Origin of the sequence: Xanthomonas sp. DAR 35659, assembly GCF_041242975.1 — a bacterium.
Taxonomy (GTDB): Bacteria; Pseudomonadota; Gammaproteobacteria; order Xanthomonadales; family Xanthomonadaceae; genus Xanthomonas_A; species Xanthomonas_A medicagonis.
Genome location: NZ_CP162488.1, coordinates 5,063,267 through 5,083,640 on the forward strand (window position 1 = coordinate 5,063,267; position 20,374 = coordinate 5,083,640).

General features: G+C 70.1%; 20 protein-coding genes and 1 tRNA gene. 7 read left to right on the top strand and 14 right to left on the bottom strand.

Going from position 1 to position 20,374, the window contains the following annotated elements:
- Nucleotides 1-33: 33 nt before the first annotated feature.
- The 3 genes from AB3X07_RS21570 to AB3X07_RS21580 all read left to right on the top strand — a co-directional run bounded on the left by AB3X07_RS21570 (nt 34) and on the right by AB3X07_RS21580 (nt 4,101).
- Entirely contained in the window at nt 34-1,191 is a 1,158-nt protein-coding gene (locus tag AB3X07_RS21570) for an ABC transporter permease (protein WP_369941121.1), read from the top strand.
- Nucleotides 1,192-1,237: 46 nt separating this feature from the next.
- Nucleotides 1,238-2,551 (top strand): ABC transporter permease, encoded by a 1,314-nt coding sequence (locus AB3X07_RS21575; protein ID WP_369941123.1) that lies wholly within the window; start codon nt 1,238-1,240, stop codon nt 2,549-2,551.
- Nucleotides 2,552-2,943: 392 nt separating this feature from the next.
- Nucleotides 2,944-4,101, top strand: a complete 1,158-nt coding sequence (locus AB3X07_RS21580) for an alpha/beta hydrolase (RefSeq protein ID WP_369941125.1) — start codon at nt 2,944-2,946, stop codon at nt 4,099-4,101.
- A 106-nt stretch (nt 4,102-4,207) separates the two neighbouring features.
- On the opposite strand, the gene rarD is transcribed toward AB3X07_RS21580, so the two are convergent.
- The 6 genes from rarD to AB3X07_RS21610 all read right to left on the bottom strand — a co-directional run bounded on the left by rarD (nt 4,208) and on the right by AB3X07_RS21610 (nt 12,382).
- A complete protein-coding gene (gene rarD / locus AB3X07_RS21585; protein ID WP_369941127.1) occupies nt 4,208-5,113 on the bottom strand; it encodes an EamA family transporter RarD in 906 nt (301 codons plus the stop codon).
- Nucleotides 5,110-6,012, bottom strand: a complete 903-nt coding sequence (gene yedA / locus AB3X07_RS21590) for a drug/metabolite exporter YedA (RefSeq protein WP_369941128.1) — start codon at nt 6,010-6,012, stop codon at nt 5,110-5,112. The genes rarD and yedA overlap by 4 nt, the downstream gene beginning before the upstream one ends.
- Nucleotides 6,013-6,561: 549 nt before the next feature.
- Nucleotides 6,562-7,782, bottom strand: coding sequence for a PQQ-dependent sugar dehydrogenase (locus AB3X07_RS21595; protein ID WP_369941130.1), 1,221 nt, complete (start codon nt 7,780-7,782; stop codon nt 6,562-6,564).
- Between the two features lie 130 nt (nt 7,783-7,912).
- On the bottom strand, nt 7,913-9,568 hold the full coding sequence (locus AB3X07_RS21600) for a M28 family metallopeptidase (protein ID WP_369944839.1): 1,656 nt from the start codon (nt 9,566-9,568) through the stop codon (nt 7,913-7,915).
- A gap of 184 nt (nt 9,569-9,752) precedes the next feature.
- On the bottom strand, nt 9,753-10,676 hold the full coding sequence (locus tag AB3X07_RS21605; protein ID WP_369941132.1) for an MBL fold metallo-hydrolase: 924 nt from the start codon (nt 10,674-10,676) through the stop codon (nt 9,753-9,755).
- A gap of 413 nt (nt 10,677-11,089) precedes the next feature.
- Nucleotides 11,090-12,382, bottom strand: coding sequence for a tryptophan--tRNA ligase (locus tag AB3X07_RS21610; RefSeq protein ID WP_369941133.1), 1,293 nt, complete (start codon nt 12,380-12,382; stop codon nt 11,090-11,092).
- A gap of 107 nt (nt 12,383-12,489) precedes the next feature.
- Here AB3X07_RS21610 and AB3X07_RS21615 point away from each other — a divergent pair, with 107 nt between their 5' ends.
- Nucleotides 12,490-13,332: a hypothetical protein gene (locus AB3X07_RS21615; RefSeq protein WP_369941135.1), complete on the top strand. Its 843-nt coding sequence runs from the start codon at nt 12,490-12,492 to the stop codon at nt 13,330-13,332.
- 68 nt (nt 13,333-13,400) lie between these two features.
- On the opposite strand, the gene AB3X07_RS21620 is transcribed toward AB3X07_RS21615, so the two are convergent.
- The 4 genes from AB3X07_RS21620 to rocF form a co-directional block, all read right to left on the bottom strand.
- A complete protein-coding gene (locus AB3X07_RS21620) occupies nt 13,401-13,616 on the bottom strand; it encodes a CsbD family protein (RefSeq protein ID WP_369941137.1) in 216 nt (71 codons plus the stop codon).
- A gap of 186 nt (nt 13,617-13,802) precedes the next feature.
- Nucleotides 13,803-13,937 carry an entericidin A/B family lipoprotein gene (locus AB3X07_RS21625; protein WP_010341024.1) on the bottom strand — a complete coding sequence of 45 codons (135 nt, stop codon included), beginning with the start codon at nt 13,935-13,937 and terminating at the stop codon, nt 13,803-13,805.
- A 95-nt stretch (nt 13,938-14,032) separates the two neighbouring features.
- Nucleotides 14,033-14,185: an entericidin A/B family lipoprotein gene (locus AB3X07_RS21630; RefSeq protein ID WP_369941139.1), complete on the bottom strand. Its 153-nt coding sequence runs from the start codon at nt 14,183-14,185 to the stop codon at nt 14,033-14,035.
- A gap of 147 nt (nt 14,186-14,332) precedes the next feature.
- The gene (gene rocF / locus AB3X07_RS21635; RefSeq protein ID WP_369941141.1) at nt 14,333-15,256 is read right to left on the bottom strand and encodes an arginase; all 924 of its coding nucleotides are present in this window, start codon (nt 15,254-15,256) and stop codon (nt 14,333-14,335) included.
- Nucleotides 15,257-15,607: 351 nt separating this feature from the next.
- Here rocF and AB3X07_RS21640 point away from each other — a divergent pair, with 351 nt between their 5' ends.
- The gene (locus AB3X07_RS21640; RefSeq protein WP_369941143.1) at nt 15,608-15,787 is read left to right on the top strand and encodes a hypothetical protein; all 180 of its coding nucleotides are present in this window, start codon (nt 15,608-15,610) and stop codon (nt 15,785-15,787) included.
- Nucleotides 15,788-16,177: 390 nt separating this feature from the next.
- Here the strand turns inward: AB3X07_RS21640 and AB3X07_RS21645 are convergent.
- From AB3X07_RS21645 to birA, 4 genes are all read right to left on the bottom strand, one after another.
- Nucleotides 16,178-16,253 (bottom strand) — tRNA-Thr (locus AB3X07_RS21645).
- Between the two features lie 85 nt (nt 16,254-16,338).
- Nucleotides 16,339-17,241 (bottom strand): SPOR domain-containing protein, encoded by a 903-nt coding sequence (locus AB3X07_RS21650; RefSeq protein WP_369941145.1) that lies wholly within the window; start codon nt 17,239-17,241, stop codon nt 16,339-16,341.
- 9 nt (nt 17,242-17,250) lie between these two features.
- Nucleotides 17,251-17,991: a type III pantothenate kinase gene (locus tag AB3X07_RS21655; protein ID WP_369941147.1), complete on the bottom strand. Its 741-nt coding sequence runs from the start codon at nt 17,989-17,991 to the stop codon at nt 17,251-17,253.
- Nucleotides 17,988-18,977 (bottom strand): bifunctional biotin--[acetyl-CoA-carboxylase] ligase/biotin operon repressor BirA, encoded by a 990-nt coding sequence (gene birA, locus AB3X07_RS21660; RefSeq protein WP_369941150.1) that lies wholly within the window; start codon nt 18,975-18,977, stop codon nt 17,988-17,990. The genes AB3X07_RS21655 and birA overlap by 4 nt, the downstream gene beginning before the upstream one ends.
- Nucleotides 18,978-19,115: 138 nt before the next feature.
- On the opposite strand from birA, the gene AB3X07_RS21665 reads away from it, so the two are divergent.
- Both AB3X07_RS21665 and AB3X07_RS21670 read left to right on the top strand, forming a co-directional pair.
- Nucleotides 19,116-19,397 carry a hypothetical protein gene (locus AB3X07_RS21665; RefSeq protein WP_369941152.1) on the top strand — a complete coding sequence of 94 codons (282 nt, stop codon included), beginning with the start codon at nt 19,116-19,118 and terminating at the stop codon, nt 19,395-19,397.
- The gene (locus tag AB3X07_RS21670; RefSeq protein WP_369941153.1) at nt 19,364-20,152 is read left to right on the top strand and encodes a zinc-dependent peptidase; all 789 of its coding nucleotides are present in this window, start codon (nt 19,364-19,366) and stop codon (nt 20,150-20,152) included. The genes AB3X07_RS21665 and AB3X07_RS21670 overlap by 34 nt, the downstream gene beginning before the upstream one ends.
- Nucleotides 20,153-20,374 lie beyond the last annotated feature (222 nt).

Below are 20,374 nucleotides of genomic sequence, written 5' to 3' on the forward strand. Positions count from 1 at the left end.
CGCATCGGCATCCCGTCCCCTGGAGGATCGAACATGAAGTATTTCTCGTTGATCTGGGCGCAGCTGTTCCGCAGCAAGACCCGCACCCTGCTGACCCTGCTGTCGGTGGTGGCCGCGTTCCTGCTGTTCGGCATGCTCGACTCGGTGCGCGTGGCGTTCAATTCCGGCGGCAGCGTCGAAGGCGCCAACCGCCTGATCGTGTCCTCGCGGCTGTCGATCACCCAGTCGCTGCCGGTCAGCCTGCAATCGCAGATCGAATCGGTGCCCGGGGTGAAGAAGGTCACCTACGCCATGTGGTTCGGCGGCATCTACCAGGACCCGAAGAACTTCTTCCCCAATTTCTCGGTGGCGCCGAACTTCTTCGACGTCTACAGCGAATACGACGTGCCGCCGGCGCAGCTCAAGGCGTTCCGCGAGACCCGCACCGCCGCGGCGGTGGGCGCGGCGCTGGCCAAGAAGCACGGCTGGAAGATCGGCGACACCATCCCGCTGCAGGCCACCATCTTCCCGCGCGGCGGCAGCAACGACTGGCCGCTGACCCTGACCACCATCTTCAAGGTCAAGGACCAGAAGAACGTGCAGGCCGAAAACCAGTTGATGATGAACTGGAAGTACTTCGATGAGTCCAACGACTACATCAAGAACAAGGTCAGCTGGTACACGGTGCAGTTGGGCAACGCCGACCAGGCCTCGCGGGTGGCGCAGGCGATCGATGCCTTGTCGCTCAACTCCGACCACGAGACCAAGAGCCAGACCGAGGCCGCGTTTTCGCAGGCCTTCGCCAAGCAATTCGCCGACATCGGCCTGATCGTCACCGCGATCATGGCCGCGGTGTTCTTCACCCTGCTGCTGCTGACCGGCAACACCATGGCGCAGGCGGTGCGCGAGCGCATCCCGGAACTGGCGGTGCTCAAGACCCTCGGCTTCCGCGACGGCACCGTGCTGACCCTGGTGATGGTGGAGTCGGTGCTGCTGATCGTGCTCGGCGGCCTGATCGGCATGGGCCTGGCGGCGCTGATCATCCCCGGCGTGGCCGCGGCCAGTGGCGGCATGATGCCGATGCGCAGCGTGCCGGGGCAGACCTGGCTGGTGGCGCTGGGGCTGATGGTCGCCATCGGCATCGTGGTCGGCCTGCTGCCGGCGCTGCGCGCGCAACGGCTGAAGATCGTGGACGCGCTGGCCGGGCGCTGAGCCCGCCGCCGCACCGCTCCCTTTCGCATATTCGGAAGACGCCCTGATGAAACTCAAACTCTGGCTGGGAAACCTGCTCTCGCTGCTGTTGCTCGGCCTCGGGCTGGCGCTGTGGATCGCCCTGCCCTGGTACGGCGTGCTCGCACTGGCGCTCGGCGTGGCGCTGTGGCTGCTGCTGACCCGCGGCGGCCGCCTGGCGCTGGCCGCCACCCGCATCGGCGTGGCCAGCCTGCCGCAGCGCTGGGGCGCCTCATCGGTGATCGTGGTCGGCATCGCCGGCGTGGTCGGCGTGCTGGTGGCGATGCTGGCGATGGGCGAAGGCTTCCAGGCCACGCTCAGCAGCACCGGCGACGACACCACCGCCATCGTGCTGCGCGGCGGCTCCGGCGCCGAGACCAATTCGGTGATCACCCGCGACCAGGTGCCGCTGGTCGCCAGCCTGGCCGGCGTGGCCAAGGGCGCCGACGGCAAGCCGCTGGTGTCGCCGGAGCTGTCGCAGGTGATCAACCTGCCGAGCAAGGCCGACGGCACCGACACCAACGTGCAGTTCCGCGGCGTCGGCGACACCGGCTGGGCGGTGCACGACAAGGTGCGGATCGTGGAGGGCCGCCGCTTCGGCGCCGGCCTGCGCGAGATCGTGGTCGGCCAAGGCGCCAAGGCGCAGTTCCGCGGGCTGGAGGTCGGCAAGACGCTGAGCCTGGGCCGCGAGCAGTGGACCGTGGTCGGCGTGTTCGCCTCCGGCGACGCGCACGATTCGGAGCTGTGGGCCGATGCGCAGACCCTGGCCTCCACCTACCACCGCAGCGCCTATCAGTCGATCAGCGTGCGCACCGCCGGCAAGAACGGCTTCGCCCAGTTCAAGGCGGCGATGGCCGCCGACCCGCGGCTCAAGCTCGACGTGGAGACCACCCGCGCCTACTACGCCAAGCAGGGCGGCAACCTCAGCAAGCTGATCAGCGTGCTGGGCACGGTGATCGGCGCGATCATGGCGGTCGGCGCGGTGTTCGGCGCGCTCAACACCATGTACGCGGCGGTGGCCACCCGCGCCCGCGAGATCGCCACGATGCGCGCGATCGGCTTCCGCGGCCTGCCGGTGGTGACCGCGGTGATGCTGGAGACGATGCTGCTGGCGCTGCTCGGCGGCGTGTTGGGCGGGCTGATCGCCTGGGCCATCTTCAACGGCTACAGCGTGTCGACCCTGGGCAGCAACTTCAGCCAGGTGGTGTTCCAATTCAAGGTATCGCCGCAGCTGCTGTGGAGCGGCCTGAAGTGGGCGCTGGGCATCGGCCTGGTCGGCGGGCTGTTCCCGGCGCTGCGCGCGGCGCGGCTGCCGATCACCACCGCCTTGCGCGCGCTGTAACCGGCGCGGCGCGAAGCACGCGCCCGCCAGGCGACGCCTGCCTGGCGGGCGGGATTGCACCGCGCGCGCCGTGCGCGCAGGCTCGGGGCCGAAGGACACGCGGCAAGGCGCTGCCGATGCCTGCGCGGTACTCAAGCCATGTACACGACGCGCCGTTGCCACCTGCAACGCGCCACGAAACGGGTGCCGGCAAGTGCCGCCACCGACCCATCGTGGCGGCCGTCCCAGTGCCGGCCCCTCCAGCGCACCGGCGCAGCCGGTGAAAACCGCGCAGACGATCCCGACTCCCAGCCAAACGCCCGGGCCGCGTCATCGTTCCGTCATCCAATTGCGGTAGAGCCGCGCCGGCGAAGGCGCTAGCCTGCGCGGCCGTTCCTCCACCGCCCACCGCCATGTCGTCGCGCCTGCGCCTCCTGCTCGTCCTCTGCGCCAGCCTGTGCCTGACCAGCCTGGGCCTGGCCGCGCGCTCCTCCACATCGCTCAGCGACCGCCTGGTCGCGCCGGGCGGCGTGTCGCCGCTGATGGACGAGGAGCGCATCCAGGGCCTGCTGGCGGCGCTGCCCAATCGCAGCGGGCACGTGCTCGTGCCCGGCGGCATCCCGATCTTCTGGCGCGCGATCGATCCGGGCGACTACCGCATGCGCTACCGCTACGAGCACGCCGGGCGCGACGCCAATGGCCATGAGCGCGTGGATTTCGCGATGGACGTGGCCGCGCCGCAGCCCGGCGCCCACGCCGCCCCGCGCGGCACCGTGGTGCTGCTGCATGGCTGGATGATGGACGGCGATTCGCTGCTGCCGTGGTCGCTGGACCTGGCCCAGGCCGGCTACCGCAGCATCAGCATCGACCTGCGCAACCATGGCCGCTCCGGCGGCGGCCCGGCCGGCTACGGCACCCGCGAGTCCGACGACGTGGTCGCGGTGATCCGTGCGCTGCGCGCGCGCGGCGAAGTGCAGGGCCCGCTGTACCTGTTCGGCGTGTCCTACGGCGCCGCCACCGCGCTGTTCGCCGCGCAGAAGCTGGGCAACGAGGTCGATGGCGTGGTCGCGATGGAATCCTTCGCCAACGCCGGCCGCGGCATCCGCGACATGGTCCCGCACATGCTCGCCAGCCGCCCGCAGGGCTGGATGGCCAGCGCGGCGATGGGCGTGGTGCGCTGGCGGTACGCCGGGCAGAACCTGGATGCGGTCATCGCCAACGCCAACCAGCGCCTGGCGCTGGACCTGGACCGGGTCGACGTGACCGCCGCCGCGCGCGCCGCCCCGGCTTGCCTGCTGCTGCTGCACGGCGCCGCCGACCAGCACATCCCGGTCGCGCACGGGCGCCTGCTGGCGCTGGACGCGCCGCGCGCGCACTACCTGGAGATGCCCGGCGAAAACCACATCAGCCTGCCGATGCGGCTGGACCTGCTGGCGCCGACCGTGGAGGACTGGTTCGCCGAACTGCCGGCGCAGCGCGACGACGGCCACTGCCCGACCCCACTGGCCCCGCGCGTGGACGCCACGCAGCAGCTGACCGGGACACCATCCGCGAGCGCCAGCCGGGGCTGAGCGGAGATTGGGGATTCGGGATTGGGGATTCGTAACGGCAGCCTGCGCCACATCGGGAGCGGCATCCGCTTTTACGAATCCCCAATCCCCAATCCCCAATCCCGGCTCAGAAGCGCCTACGCCCCCATCCCGAGCGCCACAGGCTCTCGCCGGCGAACAGCAGCAGGCCGACCCAGATCGCGGCGAAGCCGATCGCCTTGCCGGTATCGAATGGCTCGCGGAAGAACCACACGCCGAGCAGCAGCTGCAGCGTCGGCGCGATGTACTGCAGCAGCCCGACCAGCGACAGCGGAATGCGCCGCACCCCGTAGGCGAAGCCGATCAGCGGCACCGCGGTGACCACGCCGCCGAACACCAGCAGCAGGTCGTTACGCCAGCCCCAGCCGCCGGCGAAGCCGCCGCCGTGGCCGGCCTCGCCCCACAGCACGAACGCCAGCGCCGGCAGGAACAGGTACAGGCTCTCCACGCCCAGCCCGGCCACCGCGTCCACCTGCACCAGCTTGCGCAGCAGCCCGTACAGCCCGAAGGAGCCAGCCAGGCTCAGCGCGATCCACGGCAGCGCGCCGGCATCGACGGTGAGCCAGGCCACGCCCAGCGCGGCGCAGGCCACCGCCAGCCACTGCACCGCGCGCAGCCGCTCCTTCAGCACCAGCACGCCGAGCAGCACGTTGACCAGCGGATTGATGAAGTAGCCCAGGCTGGCCTCGATCACGTGGCCGGCGTTGATCGCCCAGATGTACAGGCCCCAGTTGAAGGCGATCGCCAGGCTGCTCAGCGCCAGCACGGCCAGCGCGCGCGGCTGCGCGGCGATGGCGCGCCACCACTGCAGGCGCGTGCGGTACAGCAGCCAGCCCACCACCAGCACCGCGCTCCAGACGATGCGGTGGGCGATGATGTGGAACGACGGCACCGCCTTGAGCAGATGCCAGTACACCGGCACCACGCCCCATAGCGCGAAGGTCAGTGCGGTGATCAGCAACCCGCGCCGCGTGTCCTGGTCGCTGGCGGTCATCGGCAGGCCCGCGCCACGGTGATGACCACCACGCCGGCCAGGATCACCGCCATCGCGCCCAGGTCGCTGGCGCTGAAGCGCTCGGCGCCGAGCCAACTGCCCAGCGCCACCGCGATCACCGGATTGACGTAGGCGTAGCTGCCGGCCAGCACCGGACGCACGTTCTGCAGCAGCCACACGTAGGCGGTGAACGCCACGATCGAGCCGAACACGCACAGGTAGGCGATCGCCATCAGCGCGTGCGGCGCCGGCCAGGCCTGGGGGCGTTCGCCGCTGAGCAATCCCACCGCGACCAGCAGCAGGCCGCCGCACAGCATCTGCCCGGCGGCGGCCATGAACGGCGTCGGCAGGTCGCGGCCGCGCGACCACACCGAGCCGAACGCCCAGCCGATCGGCGCGATCAGCAGCAACACCAGCCCCTGCGGGCTGGCGCTCAGACTGCTGCCGGCGTTGAGCCAGACCACCCCGACGAAGCCGACCACGATGCCGAGCCATTCGCCGCGGCTGGCATGCTGCCCGCGCAGCGCGCCGAACAGCGCCATCCACAACGGCACCGACGCCACCGCGACCGCGGCCAGGCCCGAGGACACCTGGCGCTCGGCCAGAACCACCATGCCATTGCCGCACACCAGCATCAGCGCGCCGAGCACGACTAGCGACCGCCACTGCACGCGTGTCGGCGCCGCCACGCCGCGCCAGCGCAACACCGTGTACAGCAAGGTGCCGGCGACCACGAAGCGCGCTCCGGACACCAGGGTCAGCGGCGGCGTACCGCCTTCCAGCGCGAAGCGGATCGCCAGATAGGTCGAGCCCCACACGACATAGACCAGCAGCAGCGCGAGAACGACGAAACCACCACGCGCGGGAACGGCGGCGGCGGGAGCAGGCGGGGACGACATGCGCAAAGGGACCGGGCGGTGTGGACGTGGATTCTAGGCCAGCGGCCACGGCCAGCGACAGCGCGGCGGCGCGTCATGCGCGGCACGCTGTTTTGCGGGTGGCGCGCGCGGTCGCATGCATCGACGATGTGAGCACCATCTCCAATCATGGATGCACCGCGTTTTCGCGCAGGAGCGGCCTTATCGAAGTTTGCGCATCGCGGCGCGGTGCCGCGACGTCAGGCTCACCCGCGTCGGGACGGAAGTCCCTCCCACAATGCACCGCCATGCTCGCCGCAAACATCTGTAGGAGCGGCTTCAGCCGCGACCAACGAAGCCGGATCACACCGGCTCCGGACACTGCCTGTCGGGGCTGAAGCCCCTCCTACAGTGCACCCAGCCGGCATGCCGCAAGCATCTGTAGGATCGGCTTCAGCCGCGACGAACGCAGTCGGAAACCGCACCGGCTCCGGGGCATCGTCATGCACCGGTCGATAGCCTTCTGCATGACGGCAATTCCTCGCGACCGAGCAGGCGCACCCGACCATCGCCAGGAACAGCGCCTGCGCGCTACTTCGGCGTGAGCCGGTACAGACCACCGGGCTTGGCGTCTTCCAGCAACCACAGCGAGCCATCCGGCGCTTCCTCGATGTCGCGGATGCGCTTGCCGATGCTCCAGCGATTGACCGCGTTCGCACGGCCCTTGCTATCCACGGTCACGCGGACGACGCCCTGGCTGGACAGGCCGCTGATCAGCGCGCTGCCCTTCCACTGCGGGAACAGGCTGCCCTTGTAGAACATCAGGTTGCCGGGCGCGATCACCGGCGTCCAATAGATCGCCGGCCTGACAAGATCGGGCCGCGTCTCGGGCTTGGGAATCGGCACGCCGTTGTAATTGATCCCATACGACACCAACGGCCACCCGTAGTTCTTGCCGCGCTGGATCAGGTTCAGTTCGTCGCCGCCATTGGGACCGTGCTCGAGCTCCCACAGCCGACCGTCAGGAGCGAAGGCAAGACCGTAGGGCGTGCGATGGCCGATGGACCAGGTTTCGGCCGGGGTGAGGTTGGATGTGGGGAAGGTGTAGGTACTGACCACCGGTGCCGTCTTGGCCGCCTCGGTATCGCTCGCCGGATCGATCAGCGGAATGGTGCGCGCGCCGCCCCTGCCTGCCCACGGGTTGCCCGGCGCGGGCTTGCCGTCCAGCGTCAACCGCAGGATCTTGCCGACCGGTTGATTGAGATCCTGTGCCGGGGTGAAGCGCTGGCGGTCGCCCACGGTGAGGAACAGGTACTGGCCGTCCGGCGAAAAGGCGATCTGCGCGCCGGCCTGGCCGCCCTTGCCCGTCGGCATCTGGCGCCACAGCACCTTGAAGTTGTCCAGCCGGGCCTCGTTGCCCTCCATCACGAGCCTGCCTCGGCCCATGGTCAGGCCGCCGCCGTAGTCGCCGGGTGCGACATACGTCAGGTACACGCTCTTGTCGATGGCGTAGTGGGGCGACAGGAACACGCCCAGCATGCCGTTCTGGCCTTCCACGTAGCTGGCCGGCACGCCCTTGAGCTCGGTCTTGGCGCCTTGCGGGGTCACCAACTGCACGCGGCCGACCTTCTCGGTGATCAGCATGCGTCCATCGGGCAGGAACGCGATGCGCCAGGGCAGATCGAAGCTGGCCACCTGGGTGACGGTGAAAGGGAGGTCGGGGTCGGGCTTCTGATTGCCTGCGTTGGTCTGCGCGTGCGCAGCACTCGTCAGTAGGACTCCGAGCAGGACCGCATGTGCCAGCGTCTTCATCTGCATGATTCCTCGCGTCCAGGTGGCGCGAGGAATCCTAGTGTGTTCGACGCCGCCTGGGTGTGACGGCGGCCGGTACTGGGATGTCGGTCAGAACAGGCAGTGGACAAGCAACTCAGACCTCGAGAACTCAGTGCCGCGCCGCCTCGCTGGCATCGCGCGCCGGCTTGAATTCGGAACCGTCATCCCAGCGCGGCCATTCGCGGCTGTCGGCCAGGCGCTGGCCCAGGTCGTACAGCAGCAGCGTGTCGGCGGCATGCCCGGCCGGATCCCAGGCCGGCGTCCAGCGATCGCAGGGCTGGTGGTAGCAGTCGGCGAAATAGCGGTCGCGGATCGCCTTGCCCGCGGCCACGCCGCCGTCGCGCTTGTCCAACCCGGGCCCCACGGTGATCGCCGGCACGCCGACGCGGGCGAACGCGAAATGGTCGGCGCGGTAGAAGAAGCCCGCTTCCAGGTTCGGATCCGGCGAATAGGCGCGGCCGCGCGCCTGCGCCGCGGCGGCCAGGTCGCGCTCCAGCGACACCCGCCCGCGCCCCCACGAGGCGATGTCGCGCATCGCGCCGTCCGGGCTGAACATCTCGCTGTTGATCACCGCCACCGTGGTCGCCAGCGGCGCCAGCGGATGCGCGGCGTAATGGGTCGCGCCGAGCAGCCCCTTCTCCTCGGCGGTGAGCGCGATGAAGTACAGCGTGCGCTGCGGCCGCGGCCCGGCCGCGAATACCCGCGCCAGCTCCAGCACGCTGGCCACGCCGGTGGCGTTGTCGATCGCGCCGTGGCGGATGCGGTCGCCGCCGGCGTCGGCCGCGCCGATGCCGAACGCGTCCCAGTGCGCCGAATAGATCACCGTCTCGTCCGGGTGCGTGCTGCCTTCCAGCTTGGCCACCACGTTGTGGGTCACCACGCGCTCGCGCTTGAGCGCGAAGCGGACCGACAACGCGGCATCGCCCAACGCCCGCGGACGGAAGTCGGCGCGCTGCGCGCGTCGCTTCTCCGCCTCGAAATCCAACCCGGCGCGCTCGAACAGCGACACCGCCAGCGCGCGCTGCATCCAGCCGCGCACAGGCACGTGCTGCGCGCGCGCCTGCGCGTCGCTGCGCTCGATGTCGAACAACGGCGACAGCCCGGAACTCTTCACCGTGGCCCAGCCATAGGCGGCCGGCGCGGTCTCGTGCACGATCAGCACACCGGCCGCGCCCTGCCGCGCGGCTTCCTCGTACTTGTAGGTCCAACGTCCGTAGTAGGTGACCGCGCGGCCGTCGAAGGCGCCGGGCTGCGGCGTCTCGAAGTCGGCGTCGTTGATCAGCATCACCGCGATCTTGCCCTTGAGGTCCACGCCCTTGTAGTCGTCCCAGCCGCGCTCGGGCGCGTGGATGCCGTAGCCGACGAATACCAGCGGCGCGTCCTTCAGCGCGACCTTGCGCCCCGGGCGCAGGCTCTGCAGCACCACGTCCTCGCCGTTGACCAGCGCCTGCGTGGCGCCGGCCACGCGCAGCGTCGCCGTCACCGGTCCGTCCACCTGCGCGCGCACCAGCGGCACCGCCTGGGTCCAGCCGCCGTCGTCGCCGGCCGGCTGCACGCCGGCCAGGCGGAACTGCTCGCTGAGATAGGCGATGGTCTTGTCCTCGCCCGGCGTGGCCGGCGCGCGGCCCTCGAACGCGTCGGAGGCCAGCGTGCGGACATGCCGCTCCAACGCCTGTGCATCGATGCCGCCGCCGGGCAGCACGTCGTTGGCCGCCTGCGCGGCGCCTCCCATGAACAGGCAGGCGGACAGCAGCAACATGCGCATCGGATTCACGGCGTTACCTGAAAAACGTGGCTGCACAGTGTAGGGCTGATGCTTCCGTGAAGCATCAGGGAATGGGGAATGGGGAATGGAGAATCGGGAATGGGAAGAGCGGAAGCGCCGCGCTTTTTCCATTCCCCATTCCCCATTCCCCATTCCCCATTCCCGACTCCCGATTCCCGGCACCTCATCGATCCAGCCAGCAGGCCAGGCCCTGCGCGTTGAGTTCGATGTCCATGGCCAGTACCTGCTCGACGCCTGCGTCGTCGAGCGGGCAGCCGTGCAGCCGCGCGCGCTCCAAGTACAGCGCGGTCAACGCCGCGACCAGGCAGCGGTGGCGATCGGAGCGGCCGTCGCAGCCACGCGCGATCGCAACCATCGCGTCGAGTTGCTCGAACAGGTCCGCGGCCAGCGTCTGTGCGTCGCCGACCGCGCCGAAATGCGTGAGATACAGCGTGTCCGGCGCGTGGTCGAGCATGCGCTGGATCGAGGCGCGCATCGCGTCCGGGTCGAACTGCACCGGCGAGGACGCGGGGATCGCGAACGCTCCCTTCGCGCTATCCAGTTCGCGATACGACAGGCCGAAGGTGTCGCCGGTGAACCAGCTGCGGCTGCGCGCGTCCCACACGCACAGGTGGTGGCGCGCGTGGCCGGGCGTGTCGATGCACAGCAGTTCGCGCTCGCCCAGCCACAACCGCTGGCCATCCTCGGCCACGACCACACGCTCGGCCGGCACCGGCACGATCGTGCCGTAGCTGCGCGCGATCTCGGCCTCGCCGTACACCGCGGTGGCGCCGGCGATCAGCCGCGTCGGATCGATCATGTGCGGCGCGCCGCGCGGATGCACCAGCAGGCGCGCAGTCGGCAGCTGCGCCAGCAGCGCGCCGGCGCCGCCGGCATGGTCCAGGTGCACGTGGGTCAGGATCAGCCAGTCCACATCGCCCGGCGCCAGGCCAACACCATCGAGCGCGGCCAGCATTGCCGGCAACGAATGGCTGGTGCCGCAATCGACGAACGCGCCGCGCCCGTTCTCCACGATCAGGTAGGCCGCGTCGAACTGCGCGCGCTGGAAGCCGGTGTCGATGAGATGGATGCTGGGATCGCGTGGCATGGCGCAGGGCGGCGGCTGGGCGAAGATCCATTCTAGGCCGTATGGAGGCGGTTGCCAGCCCTGCACGGGCCTCGCCTCGGCGCTCCATTGCTCCGCCTTTGTCGTCACGACATGTGCGGGCGGTGCGACGCAGGTGTTTCGCCGCCATGGCGACCTGCGCTTCCTGGTCTGATGGGAGGGGCTTCAGGGCAACTCCAATAACTTCGAAGTTCCTGTAGGAGCGGCTTTAGCCGCGACGGGTTATCGGGAACGCTTCGTCGCGGCTAAAGCCGCTCCTACAGGGCAAACGGCATCTGACTTGATTCGCGAAACGGGCTATCAGAGGTGCCCTTCGGTCGCGAGGCATTGCCGCCAAGGCCTCGTCAGGACTGAACACTTCCCACACCCCTTCATGTCCGGACCAACTTCCGCGCTCAGCCCGCGTCGCGCAGCCGCTGCAGCGCCGCCAGCACCGTCTCGGCCGGCACCGCCAGGGCCAGATCGGCGCCTTCCAGCGCATCGGCCTGCTGCGCCTGCTTGAGTGCGCCGATCACGCGCCCGGCATCGCGCGGCGACTCGAAGCCGCCGCTCTGCAGCAGCAACGCGCCTTCGCCGTCGAGCAGCTTGAAGTAGAAACGGCCGTCGCCTTCGCGGTATTGCTTGAAGCTCGGCAACGCCTGCCTGGCCGTCGCCGCCTCGGCCTGGCCGGCGTCGCGCAGCGACAGATCGCGCAGGCCCACTGCATGGCGCAACTCGGCCAGGAACGGCGTGGCGTAGCGCGCGCGCAAACGCTGCGCGTTGTCGCGCAGGATCGCCTCGATGTCGCCCGGACGCGCCATCAACGCTTCGTAGCGCGCGCGCATCGGCGCGATCTCGGCGTCGATGCGCTCGAACAACTGCTGCTTGGCCTCGCCCCAGCCGATGCCGTCGGCGAAGGCCTGCGCGAACGCCGCGGTCTCCTCGACGCTGGCGAAGGCCTGGTACAGCTGGAACAGCGCCGACCCTTCCGTCTCCTTCGGCTCGCCGGGCGCGCGCGAATCGGTGACGATCGCGAACACGCGCTTCTTCAGCTCCTCGCGCGGGGCGAACAGCGGAATGGTGTTGTCGTAGCTCTTGCTCATCTTGCGCCCGTCCAGCCCGGGCAGGGTGGCCACCTGCTCGTCGATCAGCGCTTCGGGCAAGGTGAAGTAATCGCGCCCATAGACGTGATTGAAGCGCTGGCCCATATCGCGCGCCATCTCGATGTGCTGGATCTGGTCGCGGCCCACCGGCACCTGTTGCGCATTGAACAGGAGGATGTCGGCGGCCATCAGCACCGGATACATGAACAACCCGGCGCTGACCCCGGCATCGTCGTCCTCGCCGTCGGCGCGGTTCTTGTCCACCGCCGCCTTGTAGGCGTGGGCGCGGTTGAGCAGACCCTTGCCGGCGACGCAGGTCAGGAACCAGTTCAGCTCGTTGGTCTCCGGCACGTCGGACTGCCGGTAGAACCACACCTTCGACGGATCCAGCCCGGCCGCCAGCCACGAGGCGGCGATTTCCAGGGTCGAGCGCTGGGTCCGCGCCGGGTCCTGCGCCTTGATCAGGCTGTGCAGGTCGGCCAGGAAATAGAAGCTCTCGATGCCGGGGCGCAGGCTGGCCTGCACGGCGGGGCGGATCGCGCCGACGTAGTTGCCCAGATGCGGGGTGCCGGAGGTGGTGATGCCGGTGAGGACGCGGGTGGTCATGCGGAAGATCGAAGGCCGGAAGAAACCCGCCGAGTTTAACCGCTGCGCGGCAACCCCGTTCCGCCGCGCCGCGCGTTCAATGCCAGGTCCCTCCCTGGAGTCGTCCCATGCGTCCCCTCGCTCGCCCGCTTTGGATCCGCCGGATCGGCCCGCTCTCGGCCGCCCTGCTGTGCATCGCCCTGTTGTGCGGCTTTCGCCCCTACCCTGCGCCGCCGCCCAACGCGCCACTGGTGGCCCTGAACGTGGTCGATCGCGATGCCGGCGGTGAAGTTCTGCCGGAATACCGGCAGCGCGGACAGCGCTGGATCGCCGCCACGCCGGGCCACCGCTACACGCTGCGCCTGACCAACCTCACCGGCCGCCGCGTGCTGGTGGTACTGGCGGTGGACGGGGTCAACGCGGTCAGCGGCGAAACCGCCGCCAGCGACCAGCGCGGCTACGTGCTCGCGCCGTGGCGGAGCGCCGAGATCGCCGGCTGGCGCAAATCGCGGCAGGAGATCGCGCAGTTCGTGTTCACCGACCTGGCCGACAGCTACGCCGCCCGCACCGGCCGCCCCGACGACGTCGGCGTGATCGGCATGGCGGTGTTCAACGAGGCGCCCACGATCGTGCCGCAGGTCGCCATCGAAGGCCGCGCGCGTGCCGCCGCACCCGCCGCGCCGATGCCGGCACCAGCGCCAGCCATGGCGCCCATGCAGGAAAGCGACGCCATGCAGCGCGCCGAGCAGCGCCTGGGCACCGGGCATGGCGAGCGCGAATGGTCGCCGTCCAGCCTCACCACGTTCGAACGCGCCAGCGACGTGCCGAAGGAGCGCCTGCAGCTGCGCTACGACAGCCGCGCGCGGCTGATCGCGCGCGGCGTGATCCCGCAGTGGCGGCCGTCCCCGCGCGTGGCCGAGGCGCCGCGCGCCTTTCCCGGCGACTTCGTGCCGGATCCGCCGGCGCGCTGAACCGCGCGCACGAACGAAAACGGGTCGCGAACGCGACCCGTTGGGGGCAACAAGGCGCGTGGCTGGCCTCAGTTGCGGTACTCCTTGTCCAGACCGTCCTGGAACGTGCGCACCTCGCGCTCGGCGCGGTCGCGATCCCAGCCGTAGCGCTCCTGCAGCTTGCCGGACAGGTACTGCGCATTGCCCTCGGCCACGTCGAAATCGTCGTCGGTCAGATCGCCCCACTGGGCCTTGATCTTGCCTTTGAGCTGGGTCCACTTGCCGGAAATGATGTCTTTGTTCATAGCGTCGCTCTCGTTGGGTCGCGGCGATCGAACCGCACGCCCAGCATCGCGCCGCCGCCGTTGCCCGCCGATCAATGCACCGTCAACGCGGCATGAGGGCGGTGAACCGTTTACCGTGCGGCGCCCGGCGACCGCGCAAAAAGAAAGGGCCGGCAAGCCGGCCCTTTCGATCACCGAGCGCGTGGCTCAGTTCTTCGCGGCGTCTTCGACCTTCTCGCCGGCCTTCTGCACATCCTTGCCCGCACCGGCCACGGTGTTGCAGCCAGACAGCAGGCCGACCGAGAACATCGCCAGCAGCATCCACGCAAAGGTACGCTTCATGGTTTCACTCCTTCGTTGATTGTGGGAACACGACGCGCGAGGGCGCCTGGATTACGGTTCGAAACGGGACACACGCAACAGCGACAGCGGAGGGATCAGCACGTGCCGTCGCTGCAGTCGGCCGCCTTGTCTTCCACCTTCTCGCCCGCCTTCTGCATGTCCTTGCCGGCACCGGCCACGGTGTTGCAGCCGGACAGCAGGCCGGCGGAGAACAGGGTCAGCATCATCAAGGTGAGCAGTCGCTTCATCGTGGAATCCTCGCAGTAACACGGCTTTAGGGGGACAGCGGCGATAGCCGTTGCCGAGCTACCGTCTGGCGGTGAATCTGACTTCACCACTGTGGATTTCACGTGAATGAAGCGCCTGAATGTTCAGCTTCGTTCCGGAAACCCGCGTCAGTCGCGCATCAGCGTGGACTTGCCGAACAGGCTTTCGACCAGGTCCACCGCCAGTTCGGCGGTCAGGTTGCGATGGTCCAGGACCGGGTTGAGTTCGACGATGTCCAACGACCCCATCCGCCCGCTGTCGGCGATCATCTCCATCACCAGCTGCGCTTCGCGGTAGTTGGGCCCGCCGGGCACGGTGGTGCCCACGCCCGGCGCGATGCTGGGATCGAGGAAGTCCACGTCGAAGCTCACGTGCAGATGGGTGTCGGCATCGAGTCCGTCCAGGGCGGCTTCCATGGTCCGCTTCATGCCCATCTCGTCGATGTAGCGCATGTCGTACACGTCGATGCGGTGCTGCTTGATCAGGCGCTTCTCGTCCGGATCCACCGAGCGGATGCCGATCTGGCGGACCTGGTCCGGGCGCAGCGCCGGCGCCGTGCCGCCCAGTTCGGTGAGCGCCTGCGGCCCCAGGCCGCACAGGCAGGCCACCGGCATGCCGTGCACGTTGCCCGACGGGGTCACCTCACTGGTGTTGAAGTCCGAGTGCGCGTCCAGCCATAGCACCCGCAGCTTGCGCCCCTGCTCGCGGCAATGCCGCGCCACCGCGGTGATCGAGCCGATGCCCAGGCAGTGGTCGCCGCCGAGCATGATCGGCATGCGCCCGGTGCGCAGTTCGGCGTAGCTGGCCTCCATCAGCGCCCGGTTCCAGGCCACTACTTCGTCCAGATGCCGATAGCCGTCGACCGGCGATTGCCAGGGATTGCGTGGACCGTCGAGATTGCCGAGGTCGCGCACCTCGATGCCGCGCGCGGCCAGCGCCTCGTGCAGGCCGGCGATGCGCAGCGCCTCCGGCCCCATGCGCGCGCCACGGTGGCCGGCGCCGATGTCGGTGGGAACGCCGATCAGGGACACCGGCGGAAAAGAGGAACTCATGCGGACGTGCTCCAGCGAAAAATGTGCGCCAGTCTAACGAGACCGACGCGGCGCGCCTTGCCGCGACGCAACAGGCAGCGCGCGCTTGCGCTCGCGGCGGCGGATGTTCACTTCGGCCAACGCGAAAGCATGGCGTAGCGCCTCGGTGTAAGCCCAAGCACCAAGGCGCGAGTGCCAATGCAGGTGGCGCCGAGACGCGCATTCAAGGCCACGCACTCAGGCCGAGCGCCCGGCGTCGCTCGGCCATTGGGGGTGCCGACCTGCTCCAGCCGGCTTGTTCCGGCAAAGACCGCGTGCGCTGCACAGGCCAGGCACACGGGTTGGACGTCGGCAGCACGCGCTGGCTAAGCTGTGCCGCTGTTCCTGGAGGTCGCCGTGGAAACGCCCCTGATCGTGTCCCTGGAAGCCGCGTTCGCGGGGCTGACGTTCCTTCCTTGGTTCGCATGGGCGCACAACAGCCTCGATCCCAGGCTGATCCTCCACGCGGACCATGTGGAGTACCGCGTCCTGCGCACGCGTACCCGCGCGTAGCGTGAAATCGCCAAGGTGGACTATCGGAGGGCACGGGACACCGAGAACGTCGTGCTGGAATTTCATGGCGCGAAGGCGACGTTCATCGCGAACACCGGACTGGTCCGGCGCACCAGGGAGGCCATCGCCTTCCTCGATCGGCGGGGGTGTCCGCTTTCCGCGCACGCACGCGGCTTGCTGCTGCCAGGCGCGTAGGTCAACAGCAGTACAGCGCCCAGGTCTGCCTACTCAAGTCGCACAGCGACGCTCGGCGCCACGGAGGCAATATCGGCGTCCTGTTCGCGACTGCCGCACATTTGCGCCCGCGAAAACGCGCCGGTCTTTGATCGCGCCGGATCGTCTTCGAACAGGCTTCCTGCGCGGAATCGGCAGCAAGGATGGGAAACGGGGTGGTGCCGCTTATCCGAATCGAACGGATGACCTACTGTTTACAAGACAGTTGCTCTACCGACTGAGCTAAAGCGGCAAGACGGGTTGCGGTGCCACTGCGGGCCGCCGCAGTCTACCTGCTTGCGGGCCGCCACGGCATGCCGCGGCGGCGGCGGCGCATTCTAGCGCAGCGTGGCGCAGTCCAGCGTGCGCTGCCGCGACGCGCCGAGTTGCCGGCGCACGGCCGAGGCCTGCGCCGCGTTGCTGGCGCGCAGGTCCAGCCACCACTGCGACTGGCCGCTGCCGCCGCTGGGAATCAGGTCGGCGTTGAAGCCGGCACGGGCCAGTTCGGCCTGGCGGCGTTCGGCGCCTTCGCGGCTGCGGTACTGGCCCAGGGCGATCGCGTTGCCGGCATCGCCCTGGCGCAACGGGTAGTAGTCGCGGATGCCGGCAGCGACGATGCGTTCGACAGCGGCCTTGATGCCGTCCTCGCCGCCGATGGTCGGCAGCACCACGCGAAAGCTGGTGGCGTCGCCATCGCCGACCTCGCGCAGGCGCGGACGCGGCGCGGCGCCGCCGAGCCTGGCCACCGCCGCCTCGGCCGCGGCGCGATCCGGATACGGCCCCAGGCTCTGGCACACGGGTGCGCCTGCCGGCTCGGTCGCGGCGACCTGGACGTCGGTATTGGCTGGCTTGGCAGGTGCAGGCGTAGGTGCAGACGGTGCTGATGTAGATCGCGCTGGTGTAGATGGCGCGGCGGCGACCCCGGCCGGCGCAGTGGTGGCCGCCACCGCGGCGCTTCGCGGCGCATCCGCCGCGGGTGCGCCGAGCGTCGGGCCGGCGGCCGTCGATGCGCCTGCGCCAGGATCGGCCGTCTTCGCGTCCACGGACGCGGCAGCGGTACTCGCCGGCGCCGCGCCAGGCGCCTGTGCGGCGGCCGGCGCCTGCACCAACTGCAACGTCGCCACGCCCGCCGGCACTGCCGGCATCGGCACCGCCGGCGGCGTCTGCGGCTGCGTCGCCCACCACAGCGCGACGCCGAGGTTGAGGATGGTCAGGACGACGAGCAGGGCGCGGACGAGCATGCGCCGATTCTACCCGGCGGCTGCGGCCGCGGCGTGCGCCTGCGCCCACAGTGCCAGCCCGTCCAACACCAGCGATGGGCGTTGTTCGGCGCGCGGCAACGCATGCAGCAAGGCCGGCGCGCCGCCGCCGTGGAGCAACAGATGCAACGGCCGCCCCAGCAGTGCCTGCCCCTGCTGCAGGCTGCGTTCGATCAGCGCCAACGCCGCGCCATCGCAGCCGGAAGCCAGCGCATCCGTGGTTTCGGTGGCGAACTCGCGATAGGCACCGCCCTCGGCCGGCAACTGCGCGGCGCGTTGCTGCAGCGCCTGGCGCATCGTGGTCGGCGACGGCGCGATGCGCCCGCCGTGGTGCAGGCCATCGCGATCGAGCAGGTCCACGGTCAGCGCGGTACCGACCCCGACCACCAGCACGTCGCCACCGTCATGTGCGGCGAGCAGGGCCAGAAAGCGGTCCACGCCGAAGCGTTGCGGCTCTGCGTAGGCGATGCGTACGCCGGCGCAGGCGGCCTCGGTGCGCGCCACCCGCACCTGCGCGAAGCGCGCGCGCAGCGCCTCCAGCACCGCCGCGGTCAAGGCCGGCGCGGCGACGCTGGCGACGTAGGCGGTGTCGCCGCGCGGCAAGGCCGCCACCGCGGCCGCCTCCATGGTCTCGGCACCATGCGCCCAGGCCTGCACCGGGCCGGCGCCGCCGCGTTCCAGCGCGGCGAACTTGAAGCGCGAATTGCCCAGGTCGAACAACCAGTCGCTCATGCCGGCCGCACGCTGACTTCGCCGGCATGCAACGGCCGCTCGCCATCGGCGAAGGCCACCCGCAGCGCGCCGTCCTCGGCCAGGCCCAGCGCCACACCCTCGCGCGGCGTGCCGCCGTCGTCGATGCGGATCGCGCGCCCGGCGAGCAGGTCCAGCGCCGCGTAGCGCGGCAGGAACGGCGCCAGGCCCTGCGCGTCGAACAGCGCCAGCGCCGGTAGCAGATGCGACAGCACCGCGGCGGCGATCGCGTTGCGCGAAACCTCGGCGCCGGCCAGTGTGGCCAGGTCGGTCCACGGCTGGTCGATGGCCGCGGCACTGGCCGCCGGCATGCGCACGTTGAGGCCCAGGCCGATCACCGCCCGCGCCGGGCCGGCGAACTCGCCGCCGCCCTCGACCAGCAGCCCGCCGAGCTTGCGCCCGTCGGCGAGCAGGTCGTTCGGCCATTTCAGCCCGACCGTGGCGAAGCCGGCCGCGCGCAACGCCTCGGCCACGGCTACGCCGGCGGCCAGGCTCAGCCCGCCCAGCCGCCCCAGCCCGCCGTCGAAGCCGCGCGCCACCGACAGGTACAGGTGCGCCGCCAGCGGCGAGGCCCAGACCCGGCCGCGGCGGCCGCGGCCGCCGGTCTGGCGCTCGGCCAGCAGCACGTCGCTGCCGTGGGCCGGCACCGGCCGCGCCAGCAGCGTGCTGTTGCTGGAGGCCAGGCTCCAGGCGATCTCCAACCCGGCCAGCTCGGCGCGTGCCGCCGGCGCCAGCGCGGCGCGGAGGCGCTCGGCGTCGAGCAGTTCCAGCGGCCGCGCCAGCCCGTAGCCGTCGCCGGCCCGGCCGTCGATCTCCACCCCGGCCGCGCGCAGCGCCTGAATGCGCTTCCAGACCGCGGCCCGGGTCAGCCCGAAGGAGCGCGCCAGGGCGTCGCCGGAAAGGCGGCCCTGGCCGAGCCGGGCCAGGAGTTCGCGCTCGTCCACGCCGGTTGCATCGCCTCGTTTCACCCCGCACGCCCCCGAAGACGCGACCCAGAAGCGGAAAAGTATGCGGGAAGCGCCGCCCGCGCGCGCGGCGGCGGCCCTGCGCCGGGTAAAAACCGCGCTAGAATCGGGATTCACCGCCGCTCGCAATGGATGCCGACGATGCGCCGCTTTCTGCCCTGCCTGATCCTGCTGCTGCTCCCGCTGGCCGCCGCGCACGCGTCCAACGCGCTGGCAAGCAAGCAGCGCAACGACTGCGTCTACACCGACGCCACCGATGCCGGCGCCACGCAGGCGCACCCGACCGCCGCGGCGCGTCCGCCCGGCTCGGCCAAGCCGGCGACCGCGGCGCCGAGCGGCAATGGCGGTGGCGGCGACGGCGATCTGGTGCCGCGCCTGCACATGCCCAAGTGGCACAGCTTCCTGCCGGGGATGTTCCGCTGATCCCACGCTGGTTGCGCCGGCTGCTGCCGGCGCCCGATCCGATCGACGAGGCGACCTGGCACCTGGTGCGGCAACGCTGCCCATGGGTGCCGGCGCTGGACGCGGCGCGCGAGCAGACGCTGCGTGCGCTGGCGGCGCAGTTCCTGCACAGCAAGACCATCTCGCCGCTGGCCGACCTGCAGCTCGACGCGGCGCAGCGGACCGTGCTCGCCGCCTTGTGCTGCCTGCCGCTGCTGGAGTTCGGCGCCGAGGGCCTGCGCGGCTGGTCGCAGTTGCTGGTGTATCCGGATGCCTTCCGCGTGCAGCGCAGCCACGTCGATGCGGCCGGCGTCCTGCACGAATGGGAGGACGAACTGATCGGCGAGTCCTGGGACAGCGGCCCGCTGATCCTGTCCTGGGCCGACGTGCAGGCCGACCTGGACGACCCGCGCGCCGGCTACTGCGTGGCGGTGCACGAAATGGCGCACAAGCTCGACGTGCTCGACGGCGCCCTGGACGGCACGCCGCCGCTGCCGCGCGACTGGCAGCGGCAATGGGCCGCCGACTTCCAGCGCAGCTACGACGCGTTCTGCGAGCGCGTGGACCGCGGTCGCGCCAGCGAGATCGACGCCTATGCCGCCGAAGCGCCGGAAGAGTTCTTCGCCGTGGTCAGCGAATACCATTTCTCCGCGCCGGAGCGGTTGCAACGCGAGATGCCGGAAGTGGCGGCGCATCTGGCGCGGTTCTATGGCCGCTCTCCGTTCGCTGCCGCATAGGCGCTCGGTATGGGGGGTACGCAAGAGGAGATCGCAGCACGAGGAAGCTCCTGCAGGACCTAGTTCGACCACGACGCGCGCAGTGGTGAACCTTCCAGCTTCGGATGCCGTCGGGACCGAAGTCCCCCACAGTTCACCCGATCGGCTCACCGCAAGCCCCTTGTAGGAGCGGCTTCAGCCGCGACCGAACGAAGTCGAAACCGCACTGACTCCGGACACTGC